The 18696-nt window shown below is 64.1% G+C and carries 19 protein-coding genes; 18 read left to right on the forward strand and 1 reads right to left on the reverse strand.

The genetic code is table 11. The annotated features are described in order from the left end of the window. Window positions 1-45 precede the first annotated feature (45 nt). The 18 genes from pyrC (at window position 46) to MHM88_RS16705 (ending at window position 17917) form a co-directional block, all read left to right on the forward strand. Entirely contained in the window at window positions 46-1086 is a 1041-nt protein-coding gene (pyrC, locus tag MHM88_RS16620; RefSeq protein WP_239367626.1) for a dihydroorotase, read from the forward strand. Window positions 1087-1162: 76 nt separating this feature from the next. After that, a complete protein-coding gene (locus MHM88_RS16625; RefSeq protein WP_239367628.1) occupies window positions 1163-1843 on the forward strand; it encodes an orotate phosphoribosyltransferase in 681 nt (226 codons plus the stop codon). 252 nt (window positions 1844-2095) lie between these two features. Continuing rightward, window positions 2096-3613, forward strand: a complete 1518-nt coding sequence (locus MHM88_RS16630) for a replicative DNA helicase (protein ID WP_239367630.1) — start codon at window positions 2096-2098, stop codon at window positions 3611-3613. Window positions 3614-3808: 195 nt separating this feature from the next. Further along, the gene (alr, locus tag MHM88_RS16635) at window positions 3809-4846 is read left to right on the forward strand and encodes an alanine racemase (protein ID WP_239367632.1); all 1038 of its coding nucleotides are present in this window, start codon (window positions 3809-3811) and stop codon (window positions 4844-4846) included. Beyond that, complete coding sequence (locus MHM88_RS16640) at window positions 4843-5625, forward strand: ABC transporter permease (protein WP_239367634.1); 783 nt, start codon at window positions 4843-4845, stop codon at window positions 5623-5625. Before alr ends, MHM88_RS16640 begins: the two co-directional genes overlap by 4 nt. Window positions 5626-5633: 8 nt before the next feature. Further along, window positions 5634-6380: an ABC transporter ATP-binding protein gene (locus MHM88_RS16645; protein ID WP_065322158.1), complete on the forward strand. Its 747-nt coding sequence runs from the start codon at window positions 5634-5636 to the stop codon at window positions 6378-6380. Window positions 6381-6417: 37 nt separating this feature from the next. Next, the gene (locus MHM88_RS16650) at window positions 6418-7134 is read left to right on the forward strand and encodes a hypothetical protein (RefSeq protein ID WP_239367636.1); all 717 of its coding nucleotides are present in this window, start codon (window positions 6418-6420) and stop codon (window positions 7132-7134) included. Next, the gene (locus MHM88_RS16655) at window positions 7131-7619 is read left to right on the forward strand and encodes a paraquat-inducible protein A (protein ID WP_239367638.1); all 489 of its coding nucleotides are present in this window, start codon (window positions 7131-7133) and stop codon (window positions 7617-7619) included. The genes MHM88_RS16650 and MHM88_RS16655 overlap by 4 nt, the downstream gene beginning before the upstream one ends. A gap of 288 nt (window positions 7620-7907) precedes the next feature. After that, a complete protein-coding gene (radA, locus tag MHM88_RS16660; protein WP_239323391.1) occupies window positions 7908-9272 on the forward strand; it encodes a DNA repair protein RadA in 1365 nt (454 codons plus the stop codon). Between the two features lie 43 nt (window positions 9273-9315). Next, window positions 9316-9870: a CvpA family protein gene (locus MHM88_RS16665; protein WP_239323390.1), complete on the forward strand. Its 555-nt coding sequence runs from the start codon at window positions 9316-9318 to the stop codon at window positions 9868-9870. A gap of 397 nt (window positions 9871-10267) precedes the next feature. Next, window positions 10268-10990 (forward strand): Hint domain-containing protein, encoded by a 723-nt coding sequence (locus MHM88_RS16670; RefSeq protein ID WP_239367640.1) that lies wholly within the window; start codon window positions 10268-10270, stop codon window positions 10988-10990. A 453-nt stretch (window positions 10991-11443) separates the two neighbouring features. Next, on the forward strand, window positions 11444-12970 hold the full coding sequence (gene purF, locus MHM88_RS16675; protein WP_239367642.1) for an amidophosphoribosyltransferase: 1527 nt from the start codon (window positions 11444-11446) through the stop codon (window positions 12968-12970). 186 nt (window positions 12971-13156) lie between these two features. Continuing rightward, window positions 13157-13720, forward strand: coding sequence for a DUF2199 domain-containing protein (locus MHM88_RS16680; protein WP_239367644.1), 564 nt, complete (start codon window positions 13157-13159; stop codon window positions 13718-13720). Between the two features lie 214 nt (window positions 13721-13934). After that, a complete protein-coding gene (locus MHM88_RS16685) occupies window positions 13935-14192 on the forward strand; it encodes a hypothetical protein (RefSeq protein WP_239367646.1) in 258 nt (85 codons plus the stop codon). Window positions 14193-14271: 79 nt separating this feature from the next. Then, the gene (locus tag MHM88_RS16690) at window positions 14272-14919 is read left to right on the forward strand and encodes an SDR family oxidoreductase (RefSeq protein WP_239367648.1); all 648 of its coding nucleotides are present in this window, start codon (window positions 14272-14274) and stop codon (window positions 14917-14919) included. A gap of 218 nt (window positions 14920-15137) precedes the next feature. Beyond that, complete coding sequence (gene surE, locus MHM88_RS16695) at window positions 15138-15920, forward strand: 5'/3'-nucleotidase SurE (RefSeq protein WP_239323384.1); 783 nt, start codon at window positions 15138-15140, stop codon at window positions 15918-15920. Next, complete coding sequence (locus tag MHM88_RS16700; protein WP_239367650.1) at window positions 15917-16564, forward strand: protein-L-isoaspartate(D-aspartate) O-methyltransferase; 648 nt, start codon at window positions 15917-15919, stop codon at window positions 16562-16564. The genes surE and MHM88_RS16700 overlap by 4 nt, the downstream gene beginning before the upstream one ends. Before the next feature lie 126 nt (window positions 16565-16690). Beyond that, window positions 16691-17917, forward strand: coding sequence for a M23 family metallopeptidase (locus MHM88_RS16705; RefSeq protein WP_239367652.1), 1227 nt, complete (start codon window positions 16691-16693; stop codon window positions 17915-17917). Between the two features lie 70 nt (window positions 17918-17987). Here MHM88_RS16705 and MHM88_RS16710 read toward each other — a convergent pair whose 3' ends face one another. Continuing rightward, window positions 17988-18695: a YafY family protein gene (locus MHM88_RS16710; RefSeq protein ID WP_239367654.1), complete on the reverse strand. Its 708-nt coding sequence runs from the start codon at window positions 18693-18695 to the stop codon at window positions 17988-17990. Window position 18696: the final 1 nt, after the last annotated feature.

Below are 18696 nucleotides of genomic sequence, written 5' to 3' on the forward strand. Positions count from 1 at the left end.
CGGAGCGCCTTCCCAAGCTCATGGGGCTGTGCTAACGCCTGCGCCATGACCCAGAGCCTGACGATCACCCGCCCCGACGACTGGCATCTTCATCTGCGCGACGGCGACATGCTGCGCGCGGTGCTGCCGGAGACCGCGCGCCATTTTGGCCGTGCCATCATCATGCCAAACCTGGTGCCGCCGGTGGTGACCGGCGAACAGGCAGGCGCTTACCGCGACCGTATCCTGTCCGCCCTGCCCGGTGACATGACGTTCGAGCCGCTGATGACGCTCTACCTCACCGAGGACACCGACCCCGAAGATGTCGCCGCCGCCCATGCGTCGGGTCTGGTCAAAGCGGTCAAACTCTACCCCGCCGGGGCGACCACCAACTCCGCTTCCGGCGTGCGCGATTTCGACAAGGTGCGCCCGGTGCTGGAGAAGATGGCAGAAATCGGCCTGCCGCTCTGCACCCATGGCGAGGTCACCGCCCCCGACATCGACATTTTTGATCGCGAGGCGGTGTTTATCGACCGGGTTCTGGATCCGATCCGTCAGGCGACCCCGGGCCTGCGTGTGGTGATGGAACATATCACCACCCGGAACGCTGCCGATTACGTGCGGTCGCAGGATAAGGATCTGGGCGCGACCATCACCACGCATCACCTGATCATCAACCGCAACCACATCCTCGTCGGTGGCATCAAGCCGCATTACTATTGCCTGCCGGTTGCCAAGCGCGAGGAACACCGGATCGCCCTGCGCGCGGCCGCCACCTCGGGCGATCCACGGTTCTTCCTTGGCACCGACTCGGCGCCGCATACGGACGCCAACAAGCTGCAAGCCTGCGGCTGTGCCGGCTGTTTCACCGCCACCAACACCATGGCGCTGCTGGCGCATGTGTTCGAAGAAGACGGCGCGCTGGAGCAGCTCGAAAGCTTCGCCTCCAGGAACGGCCCCGCCTTCTACCGACTGCCGGAAAACCCCGGCCAAATCACGCTGGTGAAACAGGACGCCCCCGTCGCGTTCCCGGAACAGATCGACACGCCGGACGGCCCGGTCACCGTCTTTGACCCCGGATTCCCGGTGCATTGGACCGTCGCCTGACTTCATCTTCTCGATAAATATCCCCGCCGGAGGCTCCCGCCCGCGCCTCTGGCACTCTGCTCTCGAAGGATACGCCATGATCCCCTCCTCCTACCCGTCCAAAGAAGAAATCGCCCGCCTCTCCGCCCGGATGCTGTTGGAAATCGGCGCGGTGAACTTCAACACCGATGAGCCCTACACGCTGGCCTCCGGCCTGCCCTCGCCGAGCTACATCGACTGCCGCAAGCTGATTTCCTTCCCGCGCATCCGCTCCACTCTGATGGATTTCATGGCCGTCACCGTGATGCGGGATGCAGGCTTTGAGGCCTTTGACAATATCGCCGGCGGCGAAACCGCGGGCATTCCCTTTGCCGCCTTGGTGGCCGAACGCCTCGCCCTGCCGATGACCTATGTGCGCAAAAAGCCCAAAGGCTACGGCCGCAACGCCCGTATTGAGGGCGCAATGTCCGAAGGCGAGCGGGTGCTTCTGGTCGAAGACCTGACCACCGATGGCGGCTCCAAGCTCTCCTTCGTGGATGCGATCCGCGACACGGGCGCGACCTGCGGCCACACGGCGGTGATTTTTTATTACGACATCTTCCCCGAAACCACCAAGACACTGGGCGATCACGGCGTCGCGCTGCACTACTTGTGCACCTGGTGGGACGTGCTGAAAGAGGCCCGCGCGCAGGGGGCCTTCAGCACCGAAACCCTTGACGAGGTAGAGAAATTCCTGCGCGATCCGCGCGCCTGGCAAGAGGCAAACAAGACAGGCTGAGGAAAACTTTCCCACCAGAGCCCCTGCATACTGTGGACAAGGCCGCACCGAATCGGGGCGGCCTTTCCCATATCCTGTGGCCAAAGCAGGGGTGACACACCAGATACAGAAGCGGCGGCAGACCCTCATGGTTTTTCGAAAAATTGCCCACACCCGTCTCTGCGGTTATCCTCAAACCATCCACAGGGATTTCCAGATGGAAATCCGGCCCGGTTCCGGCGTAGAACACGAGCCTATTAATAGAGAGCAGACATGAACGAGATCACCTCTTTCAACGGCGATCCACAGCCGCCCGCGTCCCCGGACGCCAGCGGTACGGCAGATGACGCACAGGCATCGGAATTGCCCCACTCCGTCGAGGCGGAACAGCAACTGCTGGGGGCAATTCTCACCAACAACGACGTCTACGACAAAGTCGCCTCGATCATAAACTCCTCGCATTTCTATGATCCCGTGCACGCCCGGATCTACGAGGTCGCCGCTGCCCGCATCTCAAAAAATGCGCTGGCCTCACCGGTCACGCTCAAGGCCTTCATGGAGGACGACCAGGGCCTGCGCGAACTGGGTGGCCCCGCCTATCTGGCCAAGCTGGCCTCGGCCTCGATCTCCGCCTTTGCGGTGCGCGACTATGCGCAGATGATCTATGATCTGGCGATCCGGCGCGAGTTGATCGCCCTTGGTCAGACCATCGCCGAAAAGGCCCGCCGCGTCGATGTCGCCTCCGAACCCAAGGAACAGATCGTCGAGGCGGAACAGTCGCTCTACCAACTGGCCGAACAGGGCCAGACCGAACAAGGGTTCAAATCCTTCCTGCGCGCGGTGACCGAGGCGGTCAACGTCACCAATGAGGCCTACCAGCGCGGCGGCGGCATGGCCGGGATTTCCACCGGGCTGGATGATCTCGACAAACAACTTGGCGGCTTGCACCCGTCGGACCTGTTGATCCTCGCGGGTCGTCCCTCGATGGGGAAAACCTCGCTCGCCACCAACATCGCCTTCAACGTGGCCAAGGCCTACAAGCGCGGCATCAAACAGGACGGCAGCGAAGGCGCGGTGGACGGCGGCGTCGTCGGCTTCTTCTCGCTTGAGATGTCGGCCGAACAGCTGGCGGGCCGTATCCTGGCCGAAGCCTCCGAGATTTCCTCGCACAAGATCCGTCAAGGTGACATGACCGAAGAGGAATTCCGCCGCTTCGTGCAGGCCGCCAAGGACCTGGAGAGCTGCCCACTCTTTATCGACGACACGCCTGCGATCCCGATCTCGCAGCTTGCCGCGCGCGCGCGACGTCTGAAACGGACCCACGGGCTCGATCTTCTGGTGATCGACTACTTGCAGCTTTGCCGCGGCATGTCCGACAACCGGGTGAACGAAATCGCCGAGATTTCCATGGGCATGAAGGCCATCGCCAAGGAATTGAACATTCCCGTAGTCGCCCTCTCGCAGCTGTCGCGTCAGGTGGAAAGCCGTGAGGACAAACGCCCGCAGCTGTCGGACCTCAGGGAATCGGGCTCGATCGAACAGGACGCCGATGTGGTGATGTTTGTATTCCGCGAAGAATACTACAAGGAACGCGAAAAACCCGGCGATCACGAACTCGACAAGATGGAAGAGTGGAAACAGGCGATGGAGCGTCTGCACGCCAAGGCCGAAGTCATCGTCGGCAAACAGCGTCACGGCCCCATCGGTACGGTGGAGCTGGCGTTTGAGGCGCAATTCACCCGTTTTGGCAACCTCGCCAAATCCTGGCAACAGCAGCCCGACGGCTATTGAGCGCAAAACCGCGCCGGGGCCACTGACCTTCTTCATCTGGCCCCCTTCATCTTTTCAAAAATATCTCGGGGGAGGCCCATCGGGCCGGGGGCAGCGCCCCCTCCCCGCCCGCAAACACAGCGCAACAGCCTGCCCAAAGCCACACCGCTGCGGTTTCCCCCTTGACCCCGGTGGCCTCCATGTCATGAACGACGCATGAGTACGGCACGTTTGAAAATCAACCTGGATGCGCTGGCGATCAACTGGCGCAATCTGGATGCCAAGACCAACTGCGAGACCGCAGCGGTGGTCAAGGCCAATGGCTATGGTCTGGAGGCTGGCCGCGTCGGCAAGGCGCTGGCCCAGGCAGGCGCACGCAACTTTTTTGTCGCCATCGCCGAAGAGGGCATCGCGCTCCGGCGCGCGCTGGGACCGGGACCCGGGATTTCGGTCTTTTCCGGCCATATGGAGGGCGACGCAAAACTGTTGCGCGACTTCCAGCTGACGCCGATGCTCAACTCGCTCGACCAGATGCTGCGCCATTTCGAGAGCCTTCCGGGACATCCCTTTGGCGTGCAGCTCGACAGCGGCATGAACCGGCTCGGGATGGAGGCCGCTGAATGGATGGCGGTGCGCGACATTGCACTGGATCAGAACCCGGTCCTCTTGATGTCGCATCTGGCCTGTTCGGATGAACCCGGCCATGGGATGAACCCCTATCAGCTGAAGAACTTTATCGAGATGACCGAGGGGTTGAACCTGCCCCGCTCGCTCGCCGCCACCGGCGGTCTGCTCCTGGGCCGCGACTATCACTTTGATCTCTGCCGTCCGGGCATCGGTCTTTATGGCGGTGCGCCCTACAGCGACGCGCTGCCGGTGGTCGAACTGGAGGTGCCGGTGATCCAGATCCGCGACCTCGCGCCCGGCGAAAGCGTGGGCTACGGCAACACCTGGATCGCACAGCGCGACACCCGCATTGCCACCATTGCCGCGGGTTACGCGGACGGTCTGCACCGCGCCTTTCAGCGGCAGGGCATCATGGCCTATGCGGGTTCCACCCCCTGCCCCGTTGTGGGGCGGATCTCGATGGATCTGGTCACCGTTGACGTCACCGATCTGGACGAGGTACCCCCCTATCTGAGCCTGATGAACGAGGCGCAGACGGTGGATGTGCTGGCCAATGCCGCCGACACCATCGGCTATGAGGTTCTGACCGCGCTCGGCAATCGCTATGCGAGGACCTATAGCGCATGAGCCCCATCTCCGCCCTTGGGATGATCGGCCGCACCTCGCTGGGCCGCCTCGCGGCCCTCGGGCGGATCACCCGCTTTGCCGCTTCGACCTTCAGCCACATGCTGCGCCCGCCGTTCTATCCGCGCGAGTTTGCCAATGCGCTGCTGCAGGTCGGCTGGCTCAGCCTGCCTGTCGTCGCCCTGACCGCGATTTTCACCGGCGGCGCGCTGGCGCTGCAGATCTACGCCGGCGGCGCGCGGTTCAATGCCGAAGCCGTGGTGCCGCAGATTGTCGCCATCGGCATGGTCCGCGAGTTGGGCCCGGTACTGGTGGGGCTGATGATCGCGGCGCGGGTAACGTCCTCCATTGCCGCCGAAATCGCCACCATGAAAGTCACCGAGCAGATCGACGCGCTGGTGACGCTCTCCACCAACCCGATGAAATATCTCGTCGCGCCGCGCGTGCTGGCGGCCCTGATCACCGTGCCGGTGCTGGTCGGCGTCGGTGACATCATCGGCATCATGGGCGGCTATGTGGTGGCCACCGAGACCCTGGATTTCAACGCCGCTGCCTATCTGAAAAACACCGTCGATTTCCTTGAGCTGCGCGATATCGTCTCCAGCCTGGTCAAGGGCGCAGCCTTTGGCACCATCGCCGCCCTCATGGGATGCTACTACGGCATGCAATCGGGCCGCGGCGCGCAGGGCGTGGGCCGCGCCACCAAAGGCTCGGTCGAGGCCGCCGCCGTGCTGATCCTCGCCGCCAACTTTGTGCTGACCGGGGTGTTCTTCTCGCTATGACCCATCCGATGATTGAAATGCGTCAGGTCGCCAAGGCCTTCGGCTCCAACGAAGTTCTGCGCGGTGTCGATCTGGAGGTCGCCAAGGGCTCCTCTCTGGTCATCATCGGCGGCTCCGGCACCGGCAAATCTGTGGCGCTGAAATGTGTGCTTGGCCTCATTGAACCTGACACCGGTGAAATCCGCGTGGACGGCAAACCCGTGGGCCAGGGCGACCGCGATGCCTTCCTTGCCCGCTTTGGCATGTTGTTTCAGGGTGCGGCACTGTTTGACAGCCTGCCGGTCTGGCAGAATGTGGCCTTTCGTCTTTTGCGTGGCAGCCTCGCCCGTCCCCGTGATGAGGCCCGCGAGATCGCCATCGAGAAACTCCGCCGTGTGGGCCTGAAGGCTGATGTCGCCGACCGCCTGCCCGCAGAGCTGTCCGGCGGTATGCAAAAACGCGTCGGCCTCGCCCGCGCCATTGCCGCCGACCCGGAGATCATCTTTTTCGACGAGCCCACCACCGGGCTCGATCCGATCATGTCCGGCGTCATCAACGATCTCATCCGCGAGATCGTGGTGGAGATGGGCGCCACCGCCATGACCATCACCCACGACATGACCTCGGTGCGTGCCATCGCCGACAATGTTGCCATGCTCCACGGCGGCAAGATCCGCTGGACGGGTCCTGTGGCAGAGATGGATCAGTCGGGCGACCCTTACGTGGAACAGTTCATCTCCGGCAGCGCGGAGGGGCCGATCGAGGCGGTACGGTAGAACAGCGTTAGCTCCAATTTTTTAAAGAGTTTTATTTATGAATTTAAACGTATTACTCGGCGACATGATCGCCGCCATATTCGCGCCAATCGTTGAGGCTATACTCGGCCTGTTTGCAGCCTTTGTCAGCCTGATCGCAGAATTGCTCTCACCTGTACTTGCCCCGATTGTTGCCCCCATTGTCGACGCTATCATCTGGGTTTATCTGGCCCTCATTGCAGCATTCAGCCACTTGATTTGGGGCCTTGTGCGGCTTTTGGGACTTGCGAGCCATGCGCGCGGCATTTCGTTTGTGTTCTTCGCCGTTGCGATCGCGGCAACGCTTTATCTTCTGGCAGGGATGGCGCTTTTCTTTGAAGGGGACACTCAGAACATCCTGAGATCAGCCTACAGCACCCATTCCGTATTGGCTGCGTTTGTGGGCATGCTGGTCGCGGCCGCAATCGGCTCTTGTTTGCGCAACGATCCATCGGCCCCGAAACCAAAAGACACAATTGCCCAGACCACCGACGCGCCGCCCGTGGACACATCACATGTCCGCAGTCGCCGCCGCTCCTACGTCACGGGCGCTGTTCTGGCTGTGGGCTGCGGGATTCTGGGCCTGTGGGTCTACAACAATGTGCTGGCAGCAAAAGAGAAACGCCCTTGCACAAAGACCGAAACCGCGATCATCGTGGCAGAACGGATTGTCGCATCGAAATCCGGCGCGCAAAAGAGCTTTGATACGGAGAACCTGAAGTGTCGGCTTCCATGACTGCAGACAGCGCGCGCGGCAAAACGCCTCTTTTTCTCCGCCTCGCCAACCTCTCCCTGCTGATCCTCTACCCCATCGCATGGTTTGCGCCCTTGTTGCGAGCGGGCCTGCTGCCGATCTTCGGCCTGTCGGAAATCTCCGTCCTCACCGGCCTTCAGAGCCTCTGGGACAGCGACATAGTGCTGGCGCTGGTGGTCACCGCATTTGCGCTCTTCGCCCCCTACCTCAAGACCATCGGCCTCGCGCTGGTGCAGTTCCACCTGCTGGATGCGCGCAGCCTGCCCGTACTCAACATCCTCGGCAAGCTTGCGATGGCGGATGTCTTCCTGATTGCGCTCTATATCACGCTGGCGAAAGGCATCAGCTACGCCACCATCGAGGTGGCCTGGGGGATGTATCTCTTCACCGCCTGCATCCTGGCCTCCATCCTCCTGTCGATTCTGACGGACCGCCAGATCAAACGCGAGTCGGCGGCGGGTCAATGACGGCCCAGCGGGCCGCCGCGCCCCGCGCGGTCGCAGATCATTGAGGCGCCGGCGACTCGCATTCAGGCTAGACAGGGCGCGTTCAGGGCAGACCTGCCCCTGAACCGCTTCTCGGCAGCCCCTTCGCGCCGCGCCAGCGGCGCGCGGCCCAACAGGAGGAGATCATCTGTGATGATCGTGCGACTGGCGGGAGCGTCCCCGTGCGGATCGCAAACGCCTAGGGGCAGAATGGCACAAGGCCTCGGCGCCCCCCTTGAACAAACCGGAAACATCTGCCACTGATCGCCCATGGCAAAGACAACATTCTCCTGCTCCGCCTGTGGGGCCTCCTATTCCAAATGGTCCGGTCGCTGCGAAGGCTGCGGCGAATGGAACACCATTTCCGAGGACAAGGGCCTCACCTCCGCCGGTCCGGCCAAGAAATCGCTGGGCGCCATGCGCGGCAAGCGGGTGCCGCTCACCGATCTGGCCACGCAGGAAACACCACCACCGCGCACATTATGCGGGGTCGCCGAACTCGACCGCGTGCTTGGGGGCGGTCTGGTGGAGGCGTCGGCCATCCTTGTGGGGGGCGATCCCGGCATCGGCAAATCGACGCTCTTGTTGCAGGCGGCGGCGCAGTTCGCCCATGCGGGGCTGAAGACCGTCTATGTCTCCGGCGAGGAAGCCTCTGCGCAGGTGCGGATGCGGGCGCAGCGGCTGGGGCTGGAGCAGGCGCCGGTCAAGCTCGCAGCAGAAACCAATCTGCGCGATATCTTGACCACGCTGGAGGCGGAAAAGCCGCAACTGGCGATCATCGATTCCATCCAGACCATGTGGGCCGATAACGTCGACAGCGCACCGGGATCGGTCAGCCAGGTGCGCGCCGCCGCGCATGAACTGACCACATTCGCCAAGACCAACGGCATCAGCATCATCATGGTGGGCCATGTCACCAAGGAGGGCCAGATCGCAGGTCCCCGCGTGGTGGAGCATATGGTCGACACGGTGCTCTATTTCGAGGGCGAGCGCGGTCATCAGTTCCGCATCCTGCGTGCCGTCAAGAACCGCTTTGGTCCCGCCGACGAGATCGGCGTGTTTGAGATGACCGGCGGCGGGCTGGCACAGGTCCTCAACCCCTCGGCGCTGTTTCTGTCCGAACGCGGTCAGCCCTCGCCCGGGTCGGTGGTCTTTGCCGGCATCGAGGGCACCCGGCCGGTGCTGGTGGAGATGCAGGCGCTGGTGGCGCCCTCGCCCCATTCACAGCCGCGCCGCGCGGTGGTGGGCTGGGACAGCTCGCGCCTTGCGATGATCCTCGCGGTGCTGGAGGCGCGCTGCGGCATCCCCTTTGCCGGGCTTGATGTCTATCTGAACGTCGCGGGTGGGATGAAAATCACCGAACCTGCCGCTGACCTGGCGGTGGCCGCGGCGCTGCTCAGCGCCCGCGAGGACACGGCACTTCCGGCGGATACGGCAATATTTGGCGAAATATCCCTGTCCGGGGCGCTCAGACCGGCGCCACAGACGGAAAACCGGTTGAAAGAAGCGCAAAAACTTGGTTTCACGGCAGCGATCGCTCCGAGCGGTGGCAAATCTGTCTCTGTCCCCGGCCTGACCCTGCGCCCGGCCGCCGACCTCACAGGATTTGTTGGCGAATATTTCGGAGCAGGCTAAAAGGCCACTCAAGAGATATTTCGCGGGCAAACAGGCGAGGGACATGGAAGGTTTCACCATAATCGACGGCGCAGTGGCGCTGGTTATCGTAGTGTCGGCGCTACTCGCCTATGCACGCGGCTTCGTACGCGAAGTCATGGCCATCATCGGCTGGGTCGCCGCCGGTATCCTGGCCTATATGTTCGCACCACAGGCGGAACCGCTGATGGCGGAAATCCCGGTGGTCGGCGAATTCATCGCCGACAGCTGCGAATTGTCGCTGATTGCGGCGTTCTTTGCGGTCTTTGCGATTGCGCTGATCGTCGTCTCCTTCTTCACGCCGCTGCTGGCCGGGCTGGTGCAACGGTCGGCGCTTGGCGGACTGGATCAGGGGGCGGGGTTCTTCTTTGGCGTGCTGCGCGGCATCCTGCTCGTGGTGATCGGGTTCTTCGTCTACAACGTGGTGATGACCGGGCAGAGCTTTACCATGGTCGACGAAAGCCGCTCGGCGGCGGTGTTCAACCGGGTGATCGGCAAGGTCGAGGAACAGAACCCCGAACAGGCACTGGGCTGGGTGACGCAGAAATACGAAGATCTGATCTCCTCCTGCGAGGGCTGATCTCCGCATCACAGTTACCATGCGATTGGGCGCTCCTGCGGGGCGCCCTTTTACATTTTTGAAAACGGCCGGAGACAGTGGCGACTATACACAGAGTTATCCCCACCGCTGCCGTGACGTTAACCCAGCGAGGCCGGGCATTAACGTTTTGTTAAGAATGAAGAATCGATTCTTAACTCCGTAAAGTTTTCGCAAACGCGCTGCCGATTACCTTAACAAACCCTTAATTACCCCCAGATCGGGCGTTAACCTTTGGGTTTGACTGTGATTTTCCTGCATGAAAGCGGCTCTGGTACCGAAACCGACGCAAGCCTGCCCCATTCTTGTCCCAATTCAGAGGCCAATTGAGATCAACGAAGGCAAAAAGCCTCGACGCTCTCAGAAGGGACATTTGGACATGCTGCTGGATCACACCACCGCGTTTACAAACTATCAGCCGGTTGACCTGCTTCTGGACCTGCGCTCGCAGGAGGCCGAAGACCAGGCAAACACCCGTCTGCGTCCGCAACATGGCGGCGTGCTCCCCGGCACCCTGATCGAGACCGAATTCGGCTTCAAGCAAGCCCGCGCCCTGCGCCCCGGCGACATGGTTCAGACCTTTGACGGCGGCCTGCGCGAAGTGGTCAATATCCGCCACTCGGTTCCGCGTCTGACGGCCATGGTGCATGTGCCCGCCGGCGCGCTTGGCAATGACGCCGACCTCGACCTGCCGTCCGATGCCATTGTCGCCATCGAGGGCGATCTGGCGCTGGATCTCTTTGACCTGCCGGTGGTCACGGTCAAGCTGGTGGCGCTGATCGGCCATAACGGCATCAGCACCGCCCTGCCCCAGCGCCTGGCCCGTATTCATGTCGATTGCGAAGAAGAAGAACTGCTCTGGACCGAAGGCGGCATGGTGATGAATGCCGGTGCGGTCGAGGACGAAAGCTACTACAGCGTGCTGTCCCTCGCCGAGACCCGCCTGATCGTCAACGCCGGGCGTATGGAGCCGGAACAGGACCAGACTGCCGTAGAGGATGCGGACGAGGACGCCGAGGATGCGCGTTTCTTTGGTGGCGACATGGCACCGGCACCGGCCTTCGATCCGATCGACCTGCTGTTTGGCCGCTACGCCGCCTGATCGCGCGCCGTTTTCCGGCCCATATCGGGCCAGGACCCCGTTCCGCTTGCCTGCGGAACAGGCGCAGCCCGCGCCAGATGTGAATTCCCGCCCCGATCTGTCTGTTGAATGTGATCCTTTGGTGACATTGCCTGCCAGACCGCCTATGTGAGAGCCGTCACTGTTCGACAGGATTCGGAGCCAAAGCCCCTGTGTTGACCCAGTCCCCAGCTGACCTGCGCCGCCCGCCGTGCGCGGCAGGATCTGCCCCTCTGGCCCGCCACAGCCGCAGTGCAGCCAAGGCATGCCGCCCGCTGCACCGCCTGCGCTCCGCCTCCCCGTTCACGAGAAATTCCCCTAGTATTGTCCCGGTGCCCCGCATCGGGCTCGCGACTCGTGGCACCCTTGCCCGGGTCTCTCCTGCCGCAGCCTGCGGGCTGTAAGCCACACGAACGACTATATTGGAGCCTCGCCATGTGCGGTATCTTGGGCATCGCAAGCAGAACCGAACAAGTGTTTGCGGAACTCTATGACGGGCTGTTGATGCTACAGCATCGCGGCCAGGATGCCTCTGGCATCGTGACCTATGGCGACGGGTTCTTTCGCGAACGCAAAGCCAACGGTCTGGTCAAGGATGTCTTTGGCGCCAAGGATGCCGAGACGCTTCAGGGCCGCGTCGGCATGGGCCACGTGCGCTACCCCACCGCCGGATCGCTGTCGGCTGCCGAGGCGCAGCCGTTTTTTGTAAACGCGCCCTATGGCATCTATCTGGTCCACAACGGCAATATCACCAATACCGAGGAACAGCGCGCCAAGGTCACCGGCAAATACAGCCGCCACCTGCGCACCACCTCGGATTCCGAGATCCTGCTGAACGTGCTGGCCGACAAAGTGGCCGATGCGATCAAGGTCAACGGCAACGCCGATCCGATCCGCAACATCTTTGCCGGGGTGAAGATGACCATGGAGCGGGTGCAGGGCGCCTATTCGGTGATCTGCCTGATTGCCGGTGTCGGCATGCTGGCCTTCCGCGACCCGCATGGCATCCGGCCGCTGTCAGTCGCCCAACGCAACGCCGATGGCGCGGGCGACGGGGCCGACTACGCCTTTGCCTCGGAAGATGTGGCCTTTGGCATCAACGGGTTCACCAAACTGCGCGATCTGAAGCCCGGCGAGGCGATCTTGATTGATCTCGACGGCAACAAGCATGAGTTCCAAGCGGTCGAGGGCAAGCTGACGCCGTGCATCTTTGAATATGTCTACCTCGCGCGGCCCGACAGCCTGCTCGACGGGATTTCGGTCTACAAGACCCAGATCCGCATGGGCCAGACCCTGGCCAAGCAGATCGAGGCCTCGGGGCTGGACATCGATGCCATCATCCCGGTCCCGGACAGCGCCCGGCCCGTGGCGCTGGAGGTCTCCAACATCACCGGCATCCGCTACCGCGAGGCGCTGGTCAAGAACCGCTATGTGGGTCGCACCTTCATCATGCCCGGTCAGGAAGAGCGGCAGAAATCCGTGCGTCGCAAGCTGAACGCGATCCCGCGCGAAATGCAGGACCGCAACATCCTGCTGATCGACGACTCGATCGTGCGCGGCAACACCATCAAGAAGATCGTGCAGATGTGTCGTGAAGCCGGCGCCAAGAAGGTCTATATCGCCTCCGCCTCGCCGCCGGTGAAATACCCCAATGTCTATGGCATCGATATGCCGACCAAGCATGAGCTGATCGCCAATGGCCGCTCGATCGAGGAGATTCGCGAGGAGCTGGGCGCGGATGAGCTGTTCTATCAGAACCTCGACGATCTGATCTGGGCGGCGCAGGGCGGCAACCCGGATATCGAAGCCTTTGATTGTTCCTGTTTCGACGGCCAGTATGTCACCGGCTCGGTGAGCGCGGAATATCTCGACACGCTCGAAGGCAGCAGCCGCGTGAGCAAGAAAATCAAGGACATGCCCGATGCGGGGGCGTCCTGGAACGGGGCCACGCTGGCCACCTGAGCGCGACAGGCCCCGCATGCGCCTGGCGCGAGATGCGCGCCGCCGCCCGGCGGGTTCGGGCGCGTGCTGCGGCGCAATGATTGCAAGTTGCCGCCAACAGGCGTAAGGGAGCCGCGTATAACGCGATGGCGCTGATCCGGACAGGTCGGCGCCATTCTCTATTTGACTTTCGAAAGGGGCGCCTTCTTGGACGCGCATCTCGCCCGCATGCTGAGCTCATCGCGTCAGTGCCGCTGTTGCGGCGCGACCTTTGCCCAGCTTCTCAGCCTCTCCTGCGACCGGCCCGACATCGTGCCGGCGGATCTGCAGGTGCAGGACAACGCCGCCATCTTTGTCTCCGAAGGCGATGTGCTGACCGAGGATTTCTGCCGTTTCGGCAGCCTGCGGTTCCTGCGGGCGGTACTGGCGATCCCGCTGGCGGATTCGCGCGGCGAGGAATTCATCCTCGGCACCTGGGCCGGTGTCAGCGAAGAGGTGTTCGACGCGTATCTCGACCTGTTCGAGCTGCGCGAGGCCGAGAGCATGGGCAGCCAGCCCGCGTGGCTGTCGAACCAGATCCCGCCCGAAAGCGGCGGCCCGCTGGCCTGCATGCTGCATATGCGCCCCGAAGGCCAGTATCCGGAGTTGCAGGTCTCCGAGGTGAATCACGACCTCGCCCGGATGCAGGAGATCGGCCTCGACCTGGAGGATCTGCTGACCTTCCTGCATGCCTATGGGCATGATCTTGCCTCGCTGGCCTATGATGCCTGAGCACGCCGGCTGACCGGCAAGCTGCCGCGCATTTTCCGGGGCACCTCGGCCATCTCTGGCCGGTTGCGTCGGCGGTTGGCGGGATCTGCTTTTGCCGTCGCGGCGGGCCTGATACCGACCTGCCGATACGCCAGACACCACTCACCACTCACACAAGACAGTTCCCGTGGCGGCGCGGTCGACGGACCGGTCGCCGCGGGAGAACCGGATGCCAATGGCCAACACAGCACAGACCACCGCAGAATCCATCGCCACCCAGAAGGACGCCCTGCCAGATCGCCGCGTCACCCTGATCGGGCTGTTTGGTCCGCAGGACGCCTTGCAGGGAATGGTCCGCCTGTCGTCGGGCCGGATCAAGACGGTGCAACCCGGCGCGCGCCTGCCGATCGGCCGCATCGTCGCCATCGACCCCGACGGTCTGCTGGTGGAGCGCGGCGGTACCGTCGGGCGGTTGCCGATCCTCGCCAACTGAGGCGCGCAACCGTCGCATCCGCCACCGCGGCCACCCGGCGGGGCTTGACCCCGGCGCGAGGTCACCGCATGTAGGCGCCATGACCGACAGACTCGCCCTTATCACCGGGGCCTCGCGGGGCCTTGGCGCCGCTTTGGCCGAGGCGCTTGCGCCCACCCATCACATCATTGCCGTCGCCCGGACCACCGGCGCGCTGGAAGAGCTGGACGACCGGATCAAGGCCGCGGGCGGTTCTGCCACGCTGGCCCCGATGGACATCACCGTGCCGGAGGCCATGGCGACCCTGTGCCGGGGCATCTTTGACCGCTGGGGCAAGCTGGATCTCTGGGTGCACAGCGCCATCCACGCCGCCCCGCTGAGCCCGGCGCATCATGTGGCCGCCAAGGACTGGCAGAAGTCGATGGAGATCAATGCCACTGCGACCTCGGTCCTGATCCCCTATGTCGCGCCGCTGCTGGGACAGCACGGCAAGGCGGTGTTCTTTGACGATCCGCGCGCCGGCGAGAAATTCTTTGGCGCTTATGGCGCGACCAAATCGGCACAGATCGCCCTGGCCCGCAGCTGGCAGGAGGAAACCCTGCGCACCGGCCCACGGGTCACGCTGCTGACGCCGCCGCCGATGCCAACCGCCTTGCGGGCGCGGTTTTTCCCCGGCGAGGACCGGACCGTGCTGACCTCGCCCGCTGAGGCAGCGGCCGATCTCCTGCCCCAGATCCTGTCTGACTAGCGCCCGGCCAACCGCGCCATCACGCCCCACAACGGCCAGCGCCCGCTGGCCCGTGCGCGGGCGGCGGGTGATTTGGCCACACCCCGGCGCATCCGCCCGGTCACCGGCCTGCAAATTCCTTGCCCTGCCCGCCCCTGCCGCCTATGCAGGGCAGCAACCGGCGCGGGGGCGAATTCCCGCCGACACCGGAGAAAACCGCACGCAGTCAAGGGGGCAAAATGCGCATTCTGGTCACCAACGACGACGGCATCAGCGCCCCGGGGCTGGCGGTGCTGGAAGAGATCGCAGCCGAGCTTGCCGGTCCCGACGGCGAGGTCTGGACCGTGGCGCCCGCCTTTGAGCAATCCGGCGTTGGTCACTGCATCAGCTACACCCATCCCTCGATGATCTCGGAACTGGGGCCGCGCCGCTTTGCCGCCGAAGGCTCTCCGGCGGATTGCGTGTTGGCCGGTCTGCATGTGGTGATGAAGGATCACCGCCCCGATCTGGTGCTGTCGGGGGTGAACCGGGGCAACAACTCTGCCGAGAACGCGCTCTATTCCGGCACCCTGGGCGGGGCCATGGAAGGCGCGTTGCAGGGGCTGCCCGCCATGGCGCTGTCGCAATATTACGGGCCCGCCAATCGCGATCTGGACAACCCGTTTGAGGCCGCCCGCCAGCATGGCGCCGAGGTGCTGCGCAAGCTGTTGGCGGCGCAGCCCGAAAACGATCATGACTATGGCCTGTTCTACAACATCAATTTCCCGCCGGTAGCGGCTGCGGATGTGAAGGGCCTGCGGGTCAGCACCCAGGGCGCCCGTCCCGGCACTCGGTTTTCGGCCGAAGAACAGTTCTCGCCCAACGGGCGGCGCTACATGTGGGTCAAGGGCGGCGACCAGCAGGTGGCGACCGCGCCGGGCACCGATGCGGCGGTCAACCTGGAGGGCTATGTCTCCGTCACGCCGATGCGGGCGGATCTGACCGCCCATGACGCGCTGGAGGCCCTGAAGGCGATCGAATGACTGGCCCGGACGCGGAAACCAAGATGCAGTTCCTGTTTGCCCTACGCTCGCGCGGGGTGACGGAGGCGGCTGTGCTGGAAGCGATGGAAGCGGTGGATCGCGGCCTGTTCCTGCGGGGCTTCTTCTCCGAACGCGCCTATGAGGATGTGCCGCTGCCGATCGCCTGCGGTCAGACCATCTCGCAGCCCTCGGTGGTGGGGCTGATGACGCAGGCGCTTCAGATCTCGCCCCGCGACACCGTGCTGGAGGTGGGCACCGGCTCGGGCTATCAGGCTGCGATCCTGGCCAAGCTGGCGCGCCGGGTCTACACCGTCGACCGCCATGGCCGCCTGGTGCAGGAGGCCCGGCAGGTGTTCCAGACCTTGGGACTGGCCAATATTACCTCGCTGGTGGGCGACGGCAGCCATGGGTTGCCGGAACAGGCGCCCTTTGATCGAATCATCGTGACCGCCGCCGCCGAGGACCCGCCCGGCCCGCTGTTGGCGCAGCTCAAGGTCGGCGGTATCATGGTGGTGCCGGTCGGCCAATCCGACGCGGTGCAGACCCTCATTCGCGTCCGCAAGAGCGAAAATGGGCTGGAATATGACGAATTGCGCCCGGTGCGCTTTGTTCCGCTGCTGGAAGGGCTTGGAAAAGACACCTGAGCTGTCCTATTCCGGGGTCAGCCCCGTTGCACTGTAGCGGTCCACCGGTCAGGCCCGGGCAAGACAGAACCGCTGCCGTCCAAGTCTCCGCCCAACAGGAGACGTCATTCGAGGAGAGCAAGAGACATGACCCGCCCCCAGACGGTCTTCCACCCGAAGTTCCTGCGCCCCGCCGCCCTGCTGCCGCTGGCGCTGATCGCCGCCGCCTGCACCGCGCCGCTGGATTACGACCTGCGCGGGCAGATCGGTGCCTTCAACACCACCAAGGCCGCCCAGACCGCAACCGAGAGCCGCCCGGCGCCGGACTCGCGCGGGCTGATCACCTATCCGTCGTATCAGGTGGCGGTGGCGCGCAATGGCGATACCGTCGCTGATCTGGCCACGCGGGTCGGCCTGCCTGCGGTGGAGGTCGCCCGGTTCAACGGCGTCGAAACCCGCGATCCGCTGCGCAAGGGCGAGGTGCTGGTGCTGCCGCGCCGTGCCCCCGACGCCTCGGCGCGCGGCAGCAACCGCAGCCCCGGCGGCGTCGACATCGCGTCGCTGGCCGGCAACGCCATCGACAGCGCCCCGGCCAGCTCGCCCAATCCGGGGTCGGTGACCACCACCACGCTTCAGGAGACGCCGGCCAAACCCGCGCCCACCCGCGTCCAGGAGGGCCCGGAGCCGGTGCGCCACAAGGTGACGCGCGGCGAAACCGCCTATACCATTGCCCGGCTCTACCAGATCCCGGTCAAATCGCTGGCGGAATGGAACGGGCTGGGCAGTGACTTTGCCATCCGCGAAGGCCAATACCTGCTGATCCCGCTGAAGGACCCCAACGCCCCGGCCCCCACGCCGGAGGCCACCGAGACAGCGGTGACCGCGCCCGGACAGGGCAGCGCCACCCCCACGCCGCCCAGCGCCACCAAGCCGCTGCCGGATGAGGAGGTCGCCCCCGTCGCCAACGTGACGTCCGAGCCCAAACCTTCGGTCGATGTCGAACAGCCCACCCGCGCCTCGCAGGCGGCGATGGGCTATCCCGTCACCGGCAAGATCATTCGCGCCTACTCCAAGGGCAAGAACGACGGCATCGACATCTCCGCCGCGCCGGGCAGCGCGGTAAAGGCCGCAGAGGCCGGCACGGTGGCCGCGATCACGGCCGATTCCAACAAGGTGCCGATCATCGTCATCCGCCACGACCGCAACCTGCTGTCGGTCTATGCCAATGTGGATGGCATCAAGGTCAAGAAGGGCGATCGCGTCAACCGCGGCCAGTCCATCGCCCAGCTGCGCGGCACGGCGGAAGAGGCCTATGTCCATTTCGAGGTGCGCGACGGCTTCGAAAGCGTCGATCCGCTGCCCTATCTGCAATAAGGCCACGGCGGGGCCAGCTGCCCTGCCTGCCTGACCTTTGTGCCCCACAAGGGGATCGCGCGCCGCGCCCTCAGGGTGCGGCGCCGCCGCGTGAGGCTCCGTGTTTTTCCGCGTCGGGTTCATAGTCCTGCAAACGCTTGCCGGGTTCATCGACAAACAGTTCCGGCAAGGGCTCGGCGCTCTCGATCAGGTCGACGCGGAACACCCGGAAATCCCCCCGCGTCTCGCACCATGCGGTCAGGGTCCAGACCCGGCCCCAATACTCCATATGCAAGGGGCGGATCACCCGTTCGGTCAGGGTCTCGTCAATGCGGCGATAGCGCAGGGCGAGTTTCTGGCGGGCCTTGATCGCCGCCCGCAGGGTCGGCATCCAGGTAAACCCGCGCGCCGCATCGGCAAAGGGGTAGACCGCGAACTTCCAGGCATCCGCCTCTGTCACCGTCTCAATGGGCAGCACCGCGTCGACCTTGGTGGCGAGGCTCTCTGCCGCGGCCTTCAGCTCCGGATCGGCGGCCTCGGCCACGATCGCCATGCCGAGGTTGAGCGCCTCCAGCTCGGACGGGGTCAGGGTCAGCGGTGGCAGGGTGATCGCCTCGCGCACCAGATAGCCGACACCGCGCTCGCCCTCGACCGGCACGCCTGAGGCCACCAGCGTGTCCATGTCGCGATAGATGGTGCGGGTGGAGACCTCCAGCCGTGCGGCAATGTCCTGCGCCCGGTGCAATTTCCCGTCGCGCAGGATCTGGATAATCTCGAAAAGGCGGTCGGTGCGGCGCATG

It is taken from the genome of Epibacterium sp. MM17-32 (genome assembly GCF_022348205.1).
Lineage (GTDB): Bacteria > Pseudomonadota > Alphaproteobacteria > Rhodobacterales > Rhodobacteraceae > Epibacterium.

What these genes read in the sequence shown, in the direction of transcription:
- alr (WP_239367632.1), top strand. Translation starts at nt 3,809, where the DNA reads ATGAGTACGGCACGTTTGAAAATCAACCTGGATGCGCTGGCGATCAAC.
- MHM88_RS16645 (WP_065322158.1), top strand. Translation starts at nt 5,634, where the DNA reads ATGATTGAAATGCGTCAGGTCGCCAAGGCCTTCGGCTCCAACGAAGTT.
- MHM88_RS16625 (WP_239367628.1), top strand. Translation starts at nt 1,163, where the DNA reads ATGATCCCCTCCTCCTACCCGTCCAAAGAAGAAATCGCCCGCCTCTCC.
- MHM88_RS16705 (WP_239367652.1), top strand. Translation starts at nt 16,691, where the DNA reads ATGACCCGCCCCCAGACGGTCTTCCACCCGAAGTTCCTGCGCCCCGCC.
- MHM88_RS16630 (WP_239367630.1), top strand. Translation starts at nt 2,096, where the DNA reads ATGAACGAGATCACCTCTTTCAACGGCGATCCACAGCCGCCCGCGTCC.
- MHM88_RS16655 (WP_239367638.1), top strand. Translation starts at nt 7,131, where the DNA reads ATGACTGCAGACAGCGCGCGCGGCAAAACGCCTCTTTTTCTCCGCCTC.
- purF (WP_239367642.1), top strand. Translation starts at nt 11,444, where the DNA reads ATGTGCGGTATCTTGGGCATCGCAAGCAGAACCGAACAAGTGTTTGCG.
- MHM88_RS16665 (WP_239323390.1), top strand. Translation starts at nt 9,316, where the DNA reads ATGGAAGGTTTCACCATAATCGACGGCGCAGTGGCGCTGGTTATCGTA.
- MHM88_RS16710 (WP_239367654.1), bottom strand. Translation starts at nt 18,695, where the DNA reads ATGCGCCGCACCGACCGCCTTTTCGAGATTATCCAGATCCTGCGCGAC.
- MHM88_RS16685 (WP_239367646.1), top strand. Translation starts at nt 13,935, where the DNA reads ATGGCCAACACAGCACAGACCACCGCAGAATCCATCGCCACCCAGAAG.
- MHM88_RS16700 (WP_239367650.1), top strand. Translation starts at nt 15,917, where the DNA reads ATGACTGGCCCGGACGCGGAAACCAAGATGCAGTTCCTGTTTGCCCTA.
- surE (WP_239323384.1), top strand. Translation starts at nt 15,138, where the DNA reads ATGCGCATTCTGGTCACCAACGACGACGGCATCAGCGCCCCGGGGCTG.
- MHM88_RS16650 (WP_239367636.1), top strand. Translation starts at nt 6,418, where the DNA reads ATGAATTTAAACGTATTACTCGGCGACATGATCGCCGCCATATTCGCG.
- radA (WP_239323391.1), top strand. Translation starts at nt 7,908, where the DNA reads ATGGCAAAGACAACATTCTCCTGCTCCGCCTGTGGGGCCTCCTATTCC.
- MHM88_RS16690 (WP_239367648.1), top strand. Translation starts at nt 14,272, where the DNA reads ATGACCGACAGACTCGCCCTTATCACCGGGGCCTCGCGGGGCCTTGGC.
- MHM88_RS16640 (WP_239367634.1), top strand. Translation starts at nt 4,843, where the DNA reads ATGAGCCCCATCTCCGCCCTTGGGATGATCGGCCGCACCTCGCTGGGC.
- MHM88_RS16670 (WP_239367640.1), top strand. Translation starts at nt 10,268, where the DNA reads ATGCTGCTGGATCACACCACCGCGTTTACAAACTATCAGCCGGTTGAC.
- pyrC (WP_239367626.1), top strand. Translation starts at nt 46, where the DNA reads ATGACCCAGAGCCTGACGATCACCCGCCCCGACGACTGGCATCTTCAT.